Genomic DNA, 16,388 nt, shown 5'->3' with positions numbered 1-16,388 from the left:
CTATTTTTCCGAGGTGACTTTTTCGGCAATTTGTTTATTTACAAGCTTATTGTATGGAATGTGCTTCGGCAGTTCTCCGGATTGATCCATAATCGTTTGGAGCAGCTCCCATTCTTTTTCGTTGAGGAGAGGGTCTGGCGAATACGAATGCTGCTTTTTATAGCGCTCGATTGATGTCTCGATGACTTCTGGGTCGGTATCATCAAATTCATCTTTAATGACGTCTGTGATGTCCTTCGCCGAGTGATTTTCCACCCACTGCTGCGCCTTATAAATGGCTTTTGTAAACTTGACGGCTGTGTCTTCATGTTTCTTCAGATAGCTTTGTTTTGCCATAAAAGTCGTATAAGGAACCTCGCCTGATTCTTCTCCGAACGAAGCCACGATATGTCCGATGCCTTTTTTCTCAAAGAGGGAAGCTTGCGGCTCAAAGAGCTGTACATAGTCGCCGGTTCCAGAAGCAAATGCATTGGCGATATTGGCGAAGTCTATGTTCTGGATTAGGTCAACATCTTTATGCGGGTCAATCTTATGCTTGTTCAGCACATACTCGCCAACCATTTGCGGCATGCCGCCTTTTCTCTGGCCGAGAAATGTTTTTCCTTCTAATAGGTTCCAGTCGAAGTGTTCGATATCTTCTCTTGCGACAAGAAACGTTCCGTCTGTCTGCGTCAGCTGGGCGAAATTAATGACGGGGTCCTTCGCCCCTTGTGCTTCGACATAAATAGACGTTTCTGACCCGACAAGCGCGATATCTGAACCGTTTGAGAGAAGCGATGTCATCGTTTTGTCGCCGCCCCATGTTGTATTTACATCGACATCAAGCCCTTCTTCCTTGAAAAATCCTTTAGACTCGGCAACATATAAAGGCGCGTAAAAAATCGAATGGGTCACTTCAGCTACTTTGACTTTGGTGAGTGTTTCTTCCTGTTTGCAAGCCGCCAGGGCGATCATCAGAAAGATGCTGCCGACACAGGCGCAGCCCAGCCTTAACCATTTGTTCACATAGACAACCTCCTTATTTAGCATCAAGTTGATATCCTTTTTTGCTTTACATATCGTATGATGGGTATAAAAATGTGTGAATGCCTAATCAGGATCTCCGGATGTAATTTTGGAGTAAGGAAAGCATAAAGAAAAAGGAGGGGCTGTTTTGATTGTTGAGAAAAGAAGATTTCCGTCGCCGAACCAGCATGTGCGTCTGCATACGATCTGCTATCTTTCAAATGGCTTGCGGGTAAAGGGGCTTCTGGCTGAGCCGGCGGCACCGGGACAATATGACGGTTTTTTATATTTGCGCGGCGGGATTAAAAGCGTGGGCATGGTTCGCCCGGGCCGGATTATCCAGTTTGCATCCCAAGGGTTTGTTGTGTTTGCTCCTTTCTACAGAGGAAATCAAGGAGGGGAGGGCAACGAGGATTTTGCCGGAGAAGACAGGGAGGATGCTTTTTCCGCTTTTCGCCTGCTTCAGCGGCATCCAAATGTCAAGAAGGACAGAATCCATATCTTTGGCTTTTCCCGCGGCGGAATTATGGGAATGCTCACTGCGATTGAAATGGGGCGGCATGCGGCTTCATTCGTTTCCTGGGGAGGCGTCAGCGATATGATCCTTACATATGAAGAGCGGCAGGATTTGCGGCGCATGATGAAAAGAGTCATTGGCGGAACACCGAAAAAGGTTCCTGAGGAATACAAATGGAGAACGCCGTTTGACCAAGTAGACAAAATTCAGGCACCCGTGCTGTTAATCCATGGAGAAAAAGACCAAAACGTTTCGATTCAGCATTCCTATTTATTTGAAGAGAAGCTCAAGCAGCTGCATAAGCCGGTGGAGACGTGGTACTACAGTAAATTCACACATTATTTTCCACCAAAAGAAAACCGGCGTATCGTGCGGCAGCTCACACAATGGATGAAGAACCGCTGACGGTGAAATATGGTATGATAAAGAAAAAAGAGACGAAAGGGGATCTCACTTTGGGAATGCCTGTTGAATTTAATACACTGATTGTGACAAAAGGAAACGAAGTTCGCATAGATGAAAATATATTCACGTTAGAGAAAGACGGATACCGTGTGTATCCGATGGAGATTCCGATGGATGTGCGTAAAACAAAGTTTGGCGAAAAGTCGGGCACAGCTGAAGTGCAGAAGCTTCAATGGGAAGACGGCCGGACCATCATTACGTACAAGCTGACTTCTCTGCATTCTGTCAATTAAAACAAGCCAAGAGCGTAACTGCTCTTGGCTTTTGCTTTTTAAACGAGAGGGCCGCCTGCCTGTGCAATGGCATCTGTATGTGCGAACTTTTTAAAATTCTCTTTGAATTCATTTGCGAGGTAGACAGCTTTTTCTCTGTATTCTTCCTTGTTGTTCCACGTGTTTTCCGGCTGAAGAATATGATCAGGAACGCCAGGTACGTGAATTGGAATGTGCAGGCCGAAAATATCATCAGTCATCATTTCTGCATCCTCTAATTTGCCTTCAATCGCAGCTTTGACCATCGCTCTTGTGTAAGAAAGCTTCATGCGTTCGCCTGTGCCGTAGCCGCCGCCGGTCCAGCCGGTATTGACCAAGAAAACCTCTGCGCCGTGTTCATCAATCTTTTTGCCGAGCATTTCAGCATAGACGTGAGCAGGAAGCGGCAAAAACGGTGAGCCGAAGCATGTGGAGAACGTCGTCTCAGGAGACGTCACACCGCGTTCGGTTCCGGCTAGCTTGCTCGTATAACCGCTCAAGAAATGGTACATCGCCTGCTCCTTCGTCAATTTGCTGATCGGCGGCAGGACTCCGAATGCATCAGCCGTCAAAAATACAATGGCTGACGGGTGGCCTGCAATGCTTGGAGTCACAATGTTGTCAATCATATGAATCGGGTAAGCCGCCCGCGTGTTTTCAGTGTAGAAGGAATCATCGTAATTGGCTTCACGTGTATCTTCATCAACAACAACATTTTCGAGAACAGACCCGAAGCGAATCGCATTAAAGATCTGAGGCTCCTTTTCTTCGCTTAAATGAATGCACTTGGCGTAGCATCCACCTTCAATATTAAAGACGCCTGTGTCAGACCAGCCGTGTTCATCGTCGCCGATCAGCTTGCGGTCAGCATCGGCTGACAGGGTGGTTTTGCCTGTTCCAGACAGTCCGAAGAAAAGGGCGACATCGCCTTTTTCACCGACATTGGCGGAGCAGTGCATGGATAGAATGTCTCTTTCAGGGAGCAGGAAATTCATAATGGAGAAAATGGATTTCTTCATTTCTCCGGCATATTCGGTTCCGCCGATTAAAATCGTCCGCTTTTCGAAGGAGACAATAATAAACGTTTCGGAATGTGTGCCGTCTGTTTTTGGATCCGCTTTGAAATGCGGAGCAGAAAGAATGGTAAACGGCTGTTCAACTGTTTTCTTATCATTGCCTTCCGGGCGGATAAACAGCTGTCTGGCGAATAAATTGTGCCAGGCGAACTCATTTACGACGGTGATCGGCAGCCTGTATTTTTCATCTGCTCCGGCAAATCCTTCGAAAACAAACAGCTCATCTCGCTGTTTCAGGTAGCTGACAACCTTCGTGTACAGCCGTTCAAACGCTTCTTCTGAAATCGGCTGATTCACCGTACCCCAATCGATCTTATTTTTCGTGCCTTCTTCCTCCACGATAAATTTGTCTTTAGGTGAACGTCCTGTATAAGCGCCCGTCGTCGCCCGAACAGCACCCGTGGATGTTAAAATGCCTTCGTTCCGGGATAGTACTTTTTCTGTAAGCTGTGCTGCTGATAAATTATGACGCACATTTGGGCTTGTTAATAAGGCTTGTAAATCAGCGGTCAAATCAACTGAGTTCATATGAAACCTTCCTTTATCGTTTTTTGTGTTTTGCTAATTGTGAATTAGTATAACATATATTTTGAAATAGTCTATACTATTTATCATTTTTTGTGTGTGCGTTTTCCAATGTTTTCCCTTGATATAAGGTGCCTATTTCTTCTGAATCATATTGACATTGCAAACCCTTTTACGATAAGATATTTCATTGAGCGGATACTCTTATCCCGAGCTGGCGGAGGGACAGGCCCTATGAAGCCCAGCAACCGGTTTCTCTGTTATTTATTATGTTCAACTGTGTGAGACAACCAAGGTGCTAACCTGTTGCAAGGTTGTATGATTCCTTGAGCGATAAGAGTGAAAGGCACAAAGACCAAACCCTTTCCTCGATGGAAAAGGTTTTTTTATTTCATAAATATGCCAATTAACATTCTCTAATATAACGTTACATTGTATAAGAGGGAGCGAGTTCCGTATCATATATACAAGGTCTTTCGGGAGGCCTTGTGCAGGAGGAAGCAAATCATGAGTAAAAATCGTCGTTTATTTACATCAGAATCTGTTACGGAGGGGCATCCGGATAAAATCTGTGACCAGATTTCTGACAGCATTTTAGATGAAATTTTAAAGAAAGACCCTAACGCGCGTGTTGCTTGTGAAACATCTGTGACAACTGGTTTGGTTCTTGTCAGCGGAGAGATCACAACATCTACGTATGTTGACATTCCGAAAACGGTTCGCCAAACCATTAAAGAAATCGGATACACACGTGCAAAATACGGATTTGATGCGGAAACTTGTGCGGTTTTAACATCAATTGACGAGCAGTCTGCCGATATCGCGATGGGTGTAGACCAAGCGCTTGAAGCCCGTGAAGGCACAATGAGCGACGAAGAAATTGAAGCGATCGGAGCGGGTGACCAAGGTTTAATGTTCGGTTACGCGTGCAATGAAACGAAAGAGCTTATGCCTCTTCCAATTTCACTAGCTCATAAATTGGCCCGCCGCCTGAGTGAAGTCCGTAAAGAAGATATTCTTCCGTACCTTCGCCCTGACGGCAAAACACAGGTAACGGTTGAGTACGATGAAAATAACAAGCCTGTCCGCATCGACGCGATTGTTATTTCAACTCAGCACCACCCTGAAATTACGCTTGAGCAAATCCAGCGCAACATTAAAGAACATGTGATCAATCCGGTTGTTCCTGAAGAGCTGATTGATGAAGAAACAAAATATTTCATCAACCCTACAGGACGTTTCGTTATCGGAGGCCCTCAAGGAGATGCGGGACTTACAGGACGCAAGATCATCGTTGATACGTACGGCGGCTATGCACGCCACGGCGGAGGCGCGTTCTCAGGTAAGGATGCGACGAAGGTAGACCGTTCCGCGGCGTATGCAGCAAGATACGTTGCGAAAAACATCGTTGCGGCTGAGCTTGCAGATTCTTGCGAAGTACAGCTTGCCTACGCGATCGGTGTTGCACAGCCTGTGTCAATTTCAATCAACACATTCGGTTCCGGAAAAGCTTCTGAGGAAAAACTGATTGAAGTTGTCCGCAATAACTTTGATTTACGACCTGCCGGCATTATCAAAATGCTTGATTTACGCCGTCCGATCTACAAACAAACTGCTGCGTACGGCCACTTTGGACGCCACGATGTTGATCTTCCGTGGGAACGCACAGACAAAGCAGAGCAGCTGCGTAAAGAAGCGTTAGGAGAATAATTTTATAGCCGCTTACTGGTTAAGCGGCTTTCCCTTTTTTACGTTGTATTCATGTTTATTTTTTTACATAACCGTGAAACCAAATACTATTCACAGCGTCTATAAATAGGGGTTCAATGATGACAATTTTAATTATGGAGGCAATACTATGTGTGGATTTGTCGGGGTTTTTAACAAGCATCCGTTAGCTCAAACCGCTGATCAAGAAGAACTAATCAAACAAATGAACCAAATGATCGTTCACCGCGGTCCTGACAGTGATGGATATTTCCATGATGAGCACGTTGGATTCGGTTTCAGACGGCTCAGCATTATTGATGTAGAAAATGGCGGACAGCCTTTATCATATGAAGATGAAACATATTGGATTATCTTTAACGGAGAAATCTATAACTATATTGAACTGAGAGAAGAACTTGAAGCAAAGGGGTATACATTCAACACGGATTCGGACACAGAGGTTCTTCTTGCGACTTACCGTCATTATAAAGAAGAAGCGGCGTCCAAACTGCGCGGTATGTTTGCCTTTCTGATTTGGAATAAAAACGATCATGTGCTTTATGGAGCAAGAGATCCATTCGGCATTAAACCGTTGTACTACACAACGATCAATGATCAGGTTTATTTTGCCTCAGAGAGAAAAAGTTTAATGGTTGCTCAGAATGATATTGAAATAGATAAAGAGGCATTGCAGCAGTACATGTCTTTCCAATTCGTTCCTGAACCAAACACACTTGATATCAATGTGAAAAAAGTAGAGCCGGGTTCACAGTTTACAATCCGCCCGGACGGCGATATCACATTCAAAACGTATTTTAAAGCGAACTTCAAGCCGGTTCAGACTGAAGAAGATAAGCTTGTGAAAGAAGTCAGAGACGCGATCTATGACTCTGTGAACGTTCATATGAGAAGTGACGTTCCTGTCGGTTCATTCCTGTCTGGCGGAATTGATTCTTCCTTTATTGTATCCGTTGCGAAGGAACTTCATCCAAGCTTAAAAACATTCTCTGTCGGGTTTGAACAGCAGGGCTTCAGTGAAGTCGATGTAGCGAAAGAAACTGCGGCGGCGCTTGGCATTGAAAATATCAGCAAAGTCATTTCGCCTGAGGAATACATGAACGAGCTTCCGAAGATCGTATGGCATTTTGATGATCCGCTTGCTGATCCGGCAGCGATTCCGTTGTACTTTGTAGCAAAAGAAGCGAAAAAACATGTAACGGTTGCTTTATCAGGTGAAGGTGCGGATGAGCTCTTCGGCGGATATAACATTTACCGTGAGCCGCTTTCGCTTAAACCGTTTGAACGCATTCCGTCCGGCCTGAAAAAAATGCTCCTGCACGTTGCGGCCGTTATGCCTGAAGGTATGAGAGGAAAGAGCTTGCTGGAGCGCGGCTGTACTCCGCTTCAAGATCGTTATATCGGTAACGCGAAGATCTTTGAAGAATCTGTCAAAAAGCAGCTGCTGAAGCATTATAATCCGAACCTTTCATATCGCGATGTGACGAAGACTTACTTTACAGAAAGCAGCTCGTACAGCGATATCAACAAAATGCAGTACGTCGATATCCACACTTGGATGCGCGGTGACATTTTGTTAAAAGCGGATAAAATGACGATGGCGAATTCTTTGGAACTGCGTGTGCCGTTCTTGGATAAAGTCGTATTCGACGTTGCTTCAAAAATTCCTGATGAGCTGAAAACGAAGAACGGCACGACGAAGTATCTTCTTCGCAAAGCCGCTGAAGGAATTGTTCCTGAGCACGTATTAAACCGCAAAAAGCTTGGTTTCCCTGTACCGATCCGTCATTGGCTGAAAAACGAAATGAACGAATGGGTGCGGAACATTATTCAGGAAAGCCAAACGGATGCTTATATCCACAAGGATTATGTCCTTCAGCTTCTTGAAGACCATTGTGCGGACAAGGCTGATAACAGCCGTAAAATCTGGACTGTACTGATCTTTATGATCTGGCACAGCATCAATATCGAAAAACGGTATATGCCTGAGGAGCTGAGCCATCAGCCTAAAGAAGTCATCTTTGTGTAACAGACAACAAGGCTTTCGATTCGTCGAAAGCCTTGTTATTATCCTTTTATTTCTCCATCATCATTGATTACCCAATCCATACGGAATATTCAGAAAAATGTTTTATTGATATTTTTTTCTAGGGGAGAAGAAAGCATGCAAAATCAAAAACAAGAGCTGCACCGCGGACTCGAAGAAAGGCATATTTCTTTAATGTCTTTAGGAGCTGCCATAGGAGTGGGATTGTTCCTTGGTTCCGCATCAGCTATTCAATTAGCAGGGCCGGGTATTTTGGCAGCGTACGCCATAAGCGGCATGATCATGTTTTTTATTATGAGAGCGCTTGGAGAAATGGCCATTCAAAAACCGGTCGCCGGCTCCTTCAGCCGCTATGCCCGTGATTATTTGGGACCGCTTGCAGGCTATTTAACAGGGTGGAACTACTGGTTTTTATGGGTCGTAACCTGTATGGCTGAAATTACTGCTGTCGGGATTTATATGGGGTACTGGTTTCCGGACGTGCCAAACTGGATTTGGGCATTATCGGCGCTTGTCATTATGACGGGTGTTAATTTCTTGGCTGTCAAAGCTTACGGAGAGCTGGAATTTTGGTTCGCTTTGATTAAAATTGTCGCAATCTTATCAATGATTGTAGTCGGTTTATTGATGATTATCGCAGGTGTCGGCAATGGAGGCATTGCAACCGGAATCAGCAATTTGTGGAACAATGGAGGATTTTTTCCTCATGGAATAAAAGGAGTTTTATTGTCACTCCAAATGGTGATGTTCGCCTATTTAGGGATTGAAATGATCGGGGTGACGGCCGGTGAAGTGAAAAACCCGCAAAAATCGTTAGCCAAAGCAATCGATACGGTATTCTGGCGCATTTTGATTTTTTATGTAGGTGCTTTATTTGTCATTATGTCTATTTATCCATGGCAGGAAATTGGCTCACAAGGAAGTCCGTTTGTCCTCACATTCGAAAAAGTGGGCATTCCATCGGCTGCAGGCATCATTAACTTCGTCGTCTTGACGGCCGCGCTGTCTTCATGCAACAGCGGCATTTTCAGCACAGGGCGGATGCTGTTTAACTTAGCGGAACAGGGAGAGGCGCCAAAAGCATATGGACAGCTGACAAAAGGCGGCATCCCGGGAAAAGCTGTTCTTATTTCAGCGGGCGCTTTATTAGTCGGAGTGCTGTTAAACTATGTTGTGCCTGCGAAGGTGTTTACTTGGGTCACAAGCATTGCGACGTTCGGGGCGATTTGGACGTGGGCAATCATTTTGCTTTCTCAGATTCGATACCGAAAAAGCTTGCAGCCTGAAGAGAAGAAACACTTAAAATACAAAATGCCTTTCTTTCCGTTTACGTCTTATGTGTCATTGGCATTTTTAGCATTTGTCGTTATTCTTATGGCGTACAGTCCCGATACAAGAGTAGCTGTCATTATCGGGCCGGTATGGTTTCTCATCTTGCTTGCCGTGTATTATGGAAAAGGTTTTCATAAGAAAAATGCGGCGGCTGCCAGCGAACGAAATATCAGCTGACCAAAAGAGCTCCCAGCGGGCTCTTTTTGTGTACGCACACATAGAAATTAGAGAGCAGGAAAGAATAGGAATGTGTTTTTTTACAGAGGCTGCTTCAGTTGCGGATCATGTTTTATGATAAGATAAAAGTCACACGTTTCATGCTACATGTGAACGTTTTATGGAAAAATCATAACCCGAACTGTCATTCCGTCCGGGTAAACAATGGTTATTGCTTTCAAACATAATTTAAAAAATGGTAAAGTAAGACGAAACAGGTCTTATGTTTGCTGAAGTGATTTATAATATTGGCCCTTTGCTACATATTCAGATCGTATTCTTTGCATATCTTGCCGGTCTTCTTCCGTCAAAGGGCGGATGACTTTTGCAGGACGGCCAAAGGCGAGATGGCCAGGCGGAATGGTTTTTCCGGGCGGGACTAGACTGCCGGCACCGATAAAGGCGCCTTCGCCTACTTCAGCTCCGTCTAGAATAATTGAGCCCATTCCTATTAAGGCGTTCTTGCGGATAACGGCGCTATGAAGTGTAACCTGATGTCCTATCGTGGCGTCATCTTCAATGAGAAGCGTCCGGTTTGGGCTTTGATGGAGGCAGCTTAAATCTTGGATATTGACTCTGTTTCCGATTCTGGTCGGCGCGACATCTCCCCTTATGACAACGGAAAACCAAATGCTGGAATGTTCTCCGATTACGACATCACCGGTAATTGTTGCATTATCAGCTACAAAGGCTGTTGGGTGGATATCTGGCATATGTTCCTTATAAGGGTAGATCATAGTATTCATCCTTCTTTCTCTATTTAAATTTCGTATGAGGTGAAGAGCATGTGGACCTGGAAAGCAGACAGACCTGTTGCCGTGATTGTGATGATCCACGGGGCAAGTGAATATCACGGAAGATATAAATGGCTGATTGAAATGTGGAGATCCTCGGGTTATCACGTTGTCATGGGCGACTTGCCGGGCCAGGGGACAACGACAAGGGCCAGAGGGCATATTCGCTCATTTCAAGAATACATTGATGAAGTAGATACTTGGATAGATAAAGCGCGAACCTTTGAGCTGCCTGTTTTTCTTCTCGGTCACAGCATGGGCGGCCTGATCGCGATTGAATGGTTTAAACAGCAAAGAAATCCCCGCATTACGGGAATTATTTTATCATCACCGTGTCTCGGACTGCAAATTAAAGTCAATAAAGCGCTTGACCTTGCATCAAGAGGCCTGAATGTCATCGCTCCGTCGCTTAAAGTTGATTCGGGATTATCGATTGATATGGCGACGCGCAATGAGGACGTTATCGAAGCCGACCAAAATGACCCGTTATACGTCAGGAAAGTTTCTGTCAGATGGTACAGAGAGCTTTTAAAAACAATTGAGTCAGCGATGGTGCCGACAGACGCGTTGATAAGAGTGCCTCTTCTTGTAATGCAGGCCGGTGACGACAAGCTTGTTGACAAGACGAAGGTCATCAAATGGTTTAATGGTGTAGCTTCCCATAATAAAGCGTACAGAGAGTGGGAAGGGCTTTATCATGAAATATTTAACGAGCCCGAAAGAGAAGATGTTTTTAAAGCAGCAAGAGCGTTTACTGATCAATATATTTGAACTAGTTGGGGGTGCATGTGTTGACAGTACCGGAACATCCTTTTGGACTGATGGCAAAAGTATATCGAGATATTTTTCCGCTCGTTCATCAAGAGCTGGACGTATGGAAACAAAAATCAGAATTAATTCATAACAGTGAATTAAAAGCACAGGCAACCGCGAGTATTCGAGATAAAACGTTCCACTGTGAAGGCGGCGGCATACTGGCCTTATTGTCAGGCAACCAAAAGCAGAAATGCGTCGAGTTTATCATCGCGTATCAAACGATCAGTGATTATCTGGACAATCTGTGCGACCGCAGCACCTCGCTTGATCCGCAGGATTTTCGAATGCTCCACGCGTCAATGCGGGACGCATTGACAGTGGGGGCAGAACCGCAAAATTATTATCAATTCAGAGAAGAACAGGATGACAGCGGATATTTGCATGAATTGGTCAAAACGTGCCAGCGTGTCCTTGGTTCAATTGAGCACTACGACATGATTAAGCCTTATCTGCTTGAACTGTGCGGCTATTATTGCGATTTGCAGGTGCATAAGCACGTCATTGAGCATGAGCGTGTTCCTCGGCTCGAGAAATGGTTTACTCAATATGAATCAGAGCTGCCCGAGATGGAGTGGTATGAATTTTCAGCTTGTGCAGGCTCGACGTTAGGCATATTCTGTCTTGTTGCGTATTCGTTCCAGCCTGATTTCACAGAAAACACCGCTGAAAAAATCCGCAATAGTTATTTTCCTTACATACAAGGTCTTCACATTTTGCTTGATTATTTGATTGATCAAGAGGAGGATTTGCTGGAAGGGGACTTAAATTTCTGCTCGTATTATGAGTCGCATGAAGAAATGATGAAGCGGCTTGAACATTTTATCCAAAAAGCCGACGAGCATTTGCAAGGCATTCCGCATGAAAACTTTCATCGTTTAATCAACCGCGGCTTGCTTGGCGTTTATTTGTCAGATGATAAAGTGGCGGGCCAAAAGGAAATGGGCCGGCTCGCGAAGAAGCTGATCAAAGCAAGCGGAAAAACCTCCTTTTTCTTTTATATCAACGGCAGAGCCTACCGGAAATTTCAAAAAATGGCCTGGATGAAAAACTCAAAGAAAAAAGCTCAAATCATTTGCTGATTTGAGCTTTTTTTTCGATGGCGACAATAAATGGCGGATCATTTTGCTGATTGATAAATCCGTATGTTAACACGCGGGCTGCTTGCTGATCCAAGTTCCGGCAAAAGTCGAGCACGTCGTTTTTCTCAGCTTTGCCTTCCGGGTGGCCATGATAGACGACCAGCACAATCAGGCCTTCATCTTTCATGATGCTGAGAAGCTGTTCAATTGCTTTGATGGTTGAATTGCCGCTCGTCGTAATCGATTTGTCCCCGCCCGGCAGATAGCCGAGGTTAAACACAGCTGCCGCCACTTTGCCGTGTGTTTCCGGCGGAAGAGATTCAGCGATTTTGTCATGGCTTTTGTGAAATAATGTTGCTCGCGCTTGATAAGTCTCACCGAGCCGTTCCTGTGTATTGGCCACGGCTGATTCTTGTATATCAAAAGCGTACACATGGCCGTTTTCACCGACAAGCTCCGCTAAAAACTGCGTATCATGTCCGTTGCCCATCGTTGCATCTACGACGATATCTCCTTCTCCCGCGGCCATTTTCAGCAGTTCTTTACTATAAGGAAGAATTTTTTTCAGAATCATAAAGCTGATTCCTCCTGAAGCCGCTGAAATAACTTTCCTTGATAGCTGCCGCGATTTTCAAGTTCTTTATTAATAGCGCCAAGCACTTCCCATTTGTTGACGCTCCACATTGGCCCGATCATCAATTCAATCGGTCCGTCACCTGTAATGCGGTGAACGATCATTTCCGGCGGAATGATTTCAAGCTGATCGCAGACGAGCTGCACATATTCATCTTGAGAAAGGAATTCCAGTTTTCCCTTTTCATATTGCTTGACCATTGGCGTGCCTTTCAATAGATGCAGCAGATGGATTTTAATGCCCTGAACGTCCAAATCTGCGACGGCTTTTGCGGTTTCCATCATCATGTCCCGGTCTTCAAGCGGCAGTCCGTTGATAATATGCGAACAGACACGTATGCCGTGTTTTCTTAATTTATTGACGCCTTCCACATAGCAGTTGAAATCATGTGCGCGGTTGATCAGAAGAGCAGTCCGTTCATGAACCGTTTGAAGCCCGAGCTCAACCCACAAATACGTGCGTTCATTCAGCTCTGCCAAATAGTCAACGACATCGTCAGGCAGACAGTCCGGACGCGTGGCGATCGAAATGCCGACCACATCATCAAGCGCGAGCACAGATTCAAATTTCTCGCGAAGCACCTCAACCGGCGCATGCGTGTTGGTGAAGGCCTGAAAATAGGCGATGTATTTGCCGTCCTTCCATTTTTCGTGCATGCGGTTTTTGATGTCATGGAATTGCGTAATTAAATCATCGGCCCTGTTTCCGGCAAAATCGCCGGAACCTGCTGCGCTGCAAAATGTACAGCCGCCGTGGGCAACGGTGCCGTCCCGGTTCGGACAGTCAAAGCCGCCGTCCAGCGCCACTTTAAACACCTTATGGCCGAAATGTTCTCTAAGATGATAATTCAATGTATGATAGCGTTTTTCCGTATTTGAATAAGGAAAAGGATTGTTCTGTATCACAATTCATGTGCCTCCTTGCGTACGATTGCATCCTAAAATTGTAGCACGCATTTCACAAGAGAACAAATGAATATCGACCATAAATTACTTTATTGAACGAAGTCAGATGGGGCTACAATATGAATGATGGATTGTTTCCATTACCAAGAGGAGGGGTTACTGTGGCAACAAGACAATCAGTAGATGAACATCTCCAGCAATGTATGCAGACATATGATTATGCTGAAGAACAGCTTAAAATCGCTTCTAAACAAGAGCATTACAATGATCAGGAGTACAGTGATGCTCAAATGCAGCTCGAAAATGCGGTAAATGCTTTGAATAAGCTGTGGCTGTCGTCAAATGATCAGCAGAGAGAACAGCTGTACAGAATGAGACTTCAGCTTCAAGCTTTGCAAAATAATATGATCCTGCAACACCCTCTTGATGTGTAAGAAACGGACCCTTTTGATAAGGGTCCGTTTTTTTGTAAAAAAAGGATTGACTTTATGTGCCAAAGTATTTATTGTATTAAGTGTACTAACTGATGTAATACACTATAGACACTTACAATAGATCAGTCATTTATTTAGCTAAAAGGAGGCCGCTATGAAAAATAAAAAGCGAAACCTGCCGATGCTGATTACGGCATCAGTCATCGCCTGTTCATTTTTTCTTGTCCTTGTGATGATCGGTTTTGAATGGCAAAAAAGTGTGATTGACCCATTTTATTTATAAGAGGGCAGATCGTATAGAAAGTAGGGAAGTAAATGATTCAAATCGATCCAAGAAGCTCCACGCCTATTTACGAGCAAATCATTCAGCAGATGAAAGAGCTTTGTTTAAAAGGGATCATGAAGCCCGGTGATAAGCTTCCTTCTGTCAGAGAATTGGCGACGATCATTATTGCGAATCCGAACACTGTCAGCAAAGCGTATAAAGAGCTTGAGCGTGATGGGATTATTGAAACGCTGCGGGGCAGAGGGACCTATATATCGGAGAATGCAAAGACGACTTTGGTTGAAGGGAAGATGACGATGATTAAAGAGCAACTCAAACAGCTCATCATCGATGCCCATTATGCAGGGGTTGAGCTGGAAAAACTGCAAGAATGGATAAAGGAAATCAGCGCTGATGTGAAAGGAGCCCAAGAGGATGATTGAACTGCGGCAGCTGTCAAAAACGATTGACGGCAATCAAGTACTAAAAGATGTTTCATTAACGATAGAAAAAGGAGAAATCTTCGGATTGCTCGGCCGCAATGGATCAGGCAAAACGACAATGCTCCGTTTAATCCAGCAAATCATTTTTGCAGACAGCGGGACGATTTTGTTCGACGGCGTAGAGATCAAAAAGCATCCGAAGGTCAAACAGAATATCATCTATATGCCTGTTCAAAATCCTTTTTACGATAGGTATACATACAAGCAGCTTGTCGATATCCTGAGAAGAATGTATCCGAAATTTGATGTCACGTACGCGAATGAACTGATGAACAGATACGAAATTCCAGAAACGAAAAAATACCGCGAGCTGTCGACGGGCTTGAAAAAGCAGCTGTCGCTCGTTCTGTCGTTTGCGGCGAGACCGGCGCTGATTCTTCTTGATGAGCCGACGGACGGCATTGACGCGGTGACAAGGCACGATGTGCTCCAGCTGATGATCGATGAAGTGGCGGAACGTGATACGAGCATTCTGATCACCTCCCACCGGCTTGAGGACATAGAGCGGATGTGCAACCGAATTGGTTTTCTCGAAGACAACAGGCTGACGAATGTAATGGATCTCGACGAGTTAAAAGAAGATTACATCAAAATTCAAATGGCGTTTGACACAGATGTCAATTTGGCGATCAGAGAGCAAAACATTCCGATGCTCGATCAGGCCGGCGTGTTCTATACGGTGCTGATTCCGAAAAGCGATGAGGAGAAAAAGAGCTTTTTAAGAGAGCTGAAGCCAAAAGTATGGAATGAGCTTCCTGTCAACTTAGAAGAAGTGTTCATTGCGAAGTTTGGAGGGAAGCGGAGATGGTAGACCGAGGTCTCCTCTATCGAGAGTGGAAGCAGAATCAAATGGTGATTTTGTTAAGTATTGTGTTTTTAGTGCTGGCAAATCCGCTTTCTATCGTTAATGCGTATTTGTCTTATCAGGGATGTCTTGCTGATCAAGACCCGCAATATTGTGATTTTATTGTAAATTATCATCGGAGCAATCTGATAGATATCAACTGGATGCCAGGTGTTATTTTGGCGGTTTGCTTTCTGGGAATGGAACGTTCAAAGGGCACGATGGATTTTATATTAAGCCTCCCATATAACAGAAGCCAAATTTTCCAGACGAAATTTTGGTTGGGCGGTTTAGTGATTGTGCTGTCGCAATTGCTTGGCTTTTTGCTTGCTTGGCTGCTGATTCTTGTCTATAACCCTGAACACGTCTACTTTTTTGAACACAGCAGTGTTGGAGTAATCGTCATTAGTTTTATGGCTTACTGTTTGTTGATGGCCGCTGGGGCATTAACGGGGAATGTTTTTGCCCAGTTATTAACGGCATTTGCTGCTGCGGTACTGCCATATTTAATTGTTGCATTGCCGGTTGGTAACATGGAAGTTATTTTTGGTGTGAATGTATGGGAAATGTTCCCTTCAGCTGAGGGTTATTTTAAGCTGACAAACAATTTATACTATCTTGTTCCCCTTGTTTATGTTGCAAATGATTGGCTTATCGATAGTAAATATATTTTAATGATTCCAGCTGCCATGAGTGTTCTGTTTTACTTGATTGGTTTGATAAGCTTCAAAAAGCTTCCAAGTGAACGAAACGGACACTTTTTCTTATGGAACAGATTAGATCGTCCGGTACAAATTCTGGTTATCGCTTTTGGTATTCTTGGATTTGGTTTGTTTGGATACTCTGCCGGACAATCCATTATTGGTTATATTTTAGGAATGATTATTGGGGCAGTTGTTGGATTCTTTGTGAGCTACTTCGCTATTAATAAGAAAATGAAACATTAAGAAAT

17 protein-coding genes and 1 riboswitch are annotated in these 16,388 nt (G+C 44.4%); of the genes, 12 read left to right on the top strand and 5 right to left on the bottom strand.

Annotated elements, in window-relative coordinates:
* Window positions 1–1,005, bottom strand: coding sequence for an ABC transporter substrate-binding protein (locus tag EFK13_RS15550; RefSeq protein WP_129507836.1), 1,005 nt, complete (start codon window positions 1,003–1,005; stop codon window positions 1–3).
* A 148-nt stretch (window positions 1,006–1,153) separates the two neighbouring features.
* Between EFK13_RS15550 and EFK13_RS15545 the strand changes: the two genes are divergently transcribed.
* Both EFK13_RS15545 and EFK13_RS15540 read left to right on the top strand, forming a co-directional pair.
* Window positions 1,154–1,927, top strand: a complete 774-nt coding sequence (locus EFK13_RS15545) for an alpha/beta hydrolase family protein (protein ID WP_129507837.1) — start codon at window positions 1,154–1,156, stop codon at window positions 1,925–1,927.
* A gap of 50 nt (window positions 1,928–1,977) precedes the next feature.
* On the top strand, window positions 1,978–2,220 hold the full coding sequence (locus EFK13_RS15540; RefSeq protein ID WP_064816780.1) for a DUF2584 domain-containing protein: 243 nt from the start codon (window positions 1,978–1,980) through the stop codon (window positions 2,218–2,220).
* Between the two features lie 38 nt (window positions 2,221–2,258).
* On the opposite strand, the gene pckA is transcribed toward EFK13_RS15540, so the two are convergent.
* Entirely contained in the window at window positions 2,259–3,842 is a 1,584-nt protein-coding gene (gene pckA / locus EFK13_RS15535) for a phosphoenolpyruvate carboxykinase (ATP) (protein WP_129507838.1), read from the bottom strand.
* Window positions 3,843–4,040: 198 nt separating this feature from the next.
* A riboswitch (SAM riboswitch) is annotated at window positions 4,041–4,179 on the top strand.
* Between the two features lie 167 nt (window positions 4,180–4,346).
* On the opposite strand from pckA, the gene metK reads away from it, so the two are divergent.
* From metK to alaP, 3 genes are all read left to right on the top strand, one after another.
* Window positions 4,347–5,549 (top strand): methionine adenosyltransferase, encoded by a 1,203-nt coding sequence (gene metK / locus EFK13_RS15530; protein WP_003229102.1) that lies wholly within the window; start codon window positions 4,347–4,349, stop codon window positions 5,547–5,549.
* A 148-nt stretch (window positions 5,550–5,697) separates the two neighbouring features.
* A complete protein-coding gene (asnB, locus tag EFK13_RS15525) occupies window positions 5,698–7,596 on the top strand; it encodes an asparagine synthase (glutamine-hydrolyzing) (protein ID WP_119996006.1) in 1,899 nt (632 codons plus the stop codon).
* A 135-nt stretch (window positions 7,597–7,731) separates the two neighbouring features.
* Window positions 7,732–9,123: an alanine permease AlaP gene (gene alaP, locus EFK13_RS15520; RefSeq protein ID WP_129507839.1), complete on the top strand. Its 1,392-nt coding sequence runs from the start codon at window positions 7,732–7,734 to the stop codon at window positions 9,121–9,123.
* Window positions 9,124–9,383: 260 nt separating this feature from the next.
* Here the strand turns inward: alaP and EFK13_RS15515 are convergent, their stop codons facing one another.
* Window positions 9,384–9,899 carry a gamma carbonic anhydrase gene (locus EFK13_RS15515; RefSeq protein ID WP_129507840.1) on the bottom strand — a complete coding sequence of 172 codons (516 nt, stop codon included), beginning with the start codon at window positions 9,897–9,899 and terminating at the stop codon, window positions 9,384–9,386.
* Window positions 9,900–9,947: 48 nt separating this feature from the next.
* Between EFK13_RS15515 and ytpA the strand changes: the two genes are divergently transcribed.
* The gene (ytpA, locus tag EFK13_RS15510; protein ID WP_129507841.1) at window positions 9,948–10,727 is read left to right on the top strand and encodes a phospholipase YtpA; all 780 of its coding nucleotides are present in this window, start codon (window positions 9,948–9,950) and stop codon (window positions 10,725–10,727) included.
* Window positions 10,728–10,747: 20 nt separating this feature from the next.
* A complete protein-coding gene (tbcS, locus tag EFK13_RS15505) occupies window positions 10,748–11,851 on the top strand; it encodes a tetraprenyl-beta-curcumene synthase (RefSeq protein ID WP_129507842.1) in 1,104 nt (367 codons plus the stop codon).
* Here tbcS and mnmM read toward each other — a convergent pair.
* On the bottom strand, window positions 11,841–12,425 hold the full coding sequence (gene mnmM, locus EFK13_RS15500) for a tRNA 5-(aminomethyl)-2-thiouridylate-methyltransferase MnmM (RefSeq protein ID WP_129507843.1): 585 nt from the start codon (window positions 12,423–12,425) through the stop codon (window positions 11,841–11,843). The two genes, tbcS and mnmM, sit on opposite strands and share 11 nt — an antisense overlap.
* Complete coding sequence (gene mnmL, locus EFK13_RS15495; RefSeq protein ID WP_129507844.1) at window positions 12,422–13,390, bottom strand: tRNA modification radical SAM protein MnmL/YtqA; 969 nt, start codon at window positions 13,388–13,390, stop codon at window positions 12,422–12,424. Before mnmL ends, mnmM begins: the two co-directional genes overlap by 4 nt.
* Before the next feature lie 161 nt (window positions 13,391–13,551).
* Here mnmL and EFK13_RS15490 point away from each other — a divergent pair, with 161 nt between their 5' ends.
* The 5 genes from EFK13_RS15490 (at window position 13,552) to ytrC (ending at window position 16,383) form a co-directional block, all read left to right on the top strand.
* Complete coding sequence (locus EFK13_RS15490; RefSeq protein WP_129507845.1) at window positions 13,552–13,824, top strand: YtzC family protein; 273 nt, start codon at window positions 13,552–13,554, stop codon at window positions 13,822–13,824.
* 154 nt (window positions 13,825–13,978) lie between these two features.
* Window positions 13,979–14,107 (top strand): hypothetical protein, encoded by a 129-nt coding sequence (locus tag EFK13_RS15485; protein ID WP_032682082.1) that lies wholly within the window; start codon window positions 13,979–13,981, stop codon window positions 14,105–14,107.
* Window positions 14,108–14,139: 32 nt separating this feature from the next.
* Window positions 14,140–14,532: a GntR family transcriptional regulator YtrA gene (gene ytrA, locus EFK13_RS15480; RefSeq protein WP_129507846.1), complete on the top strand. Its 393-nt coding sequence runs from the start codon at window positions 14,140–14,142 to the stop codon at window positions 14,530–14,532.
* Entirely contained in the window at window positions 14,525–15,403 is an 879-nt protein-coding gene (ytrB, locus tag EFK13_RS15475) for an ABC transporter ATP-binding protein YtrB (protein WP_129507847.1), read from the top strand. Before ytrA ends, ytrB begins: the two co-directional genes overlap by 8 nt.
* On the top strand, window positions 15,397–16,383 hold the full coding sequence (gene ytrC / locus EFK13_RS15470) for an ABC transporter permease YtrC (protein WP_129507848.1): 987 nt from the start codon (window positions 15,397–15,399) through the stop codon (window positions 16,381–16,383). The genes ytrB and ytrC overlap by 7 nt, the downstream gene beginning before the upstream one ends.
* The last annotated feature ends 5 nt before the right edge of the window (window positions 16,384–16,388 follow it).

Origin of the sequence: Bacillus cabrialesii (assembly GCF_004124315.2) — a bacterium.
In the GTDB taxonomy this organism is placed as follows: Bacteria; Bacillota; Bacilli; order Bacillales; family Bacillaceae; genus Bacillus; species Bacillus cabrialesii.
This window is presented reverse-complemented; position numbering and strand designations above follow the sequence as displayed.

Coding starts and splice junctions, on each gene's coding strand:
- pckA (WP_129507838.1), bottom strand. CDS start 3,842: ATGAACTCAGTTGATTTGACCGCTGATTTACAAGCCTTATTAACAAGC.
- metK (WP_003229102.1), top strand. CDS start 4,347: ATGAGTAAAAATCGTCGTTTATTTACATCAGAATCTGTTACGGAGGGG.
- asnB (WP_119996006.1), top strand. CDS start 5,698: ATGTGTGGATTTGTCGGGGTTTTTAACAAGCATCCGTTAGCTCAAACC.
- alaP (WP_129507839.1), top strand. CDS start 7,732: ATGCAAAATCAAAAACAAGAGCTGCACCGCGGACTCGAAGAAAGGCAT.
- EFK13_RS15515 (WP_129507840.1), bottom strand. CDS start 9,899: ATGATCTACCCTTATAAGGAACATATGCCAGATATCCACCCAACAGCC.
- ytpA (WP_129507841.1), top strand. CDS start 9,948: ATGTGGACCTGGAAAGCAGACAGACCTGTTGCCGTGATTGTGATGATC.
- mnmM (WP_129507843.1), bottom strand. CDS start 12,425: ATGATTCTGAAAAAAATTCTTCCTTATAGTAAAGAACTGCTGAAAATG.
- EFK13_RS15485 (WP_032682082.1), top strand. CDS start 13,979: ATGAAAAATAAAAAGCGAAACCTGCCGATGCTGATTACGGCATCAGTC.
- ytrA (WP_129507846.1), top strand. CDS start 14,140: ATGATTCAAATCGATCCAAGAAGCTCCACGCCTATTTACGAGCAAATC.
- ytrB (WP_129507847.1), top strand. CDS start 14,525: ATGATTGAACTGCGGCAGCTGTCAAAAACGATTGACGGCAATCAAGTA.
- ytrC (WP_129507848.1), top strand. CDS start 15,397: ATGGTAGACCGAGGTCTCCTCTATCGAGAGTGGAAGCAGAATCAAATG.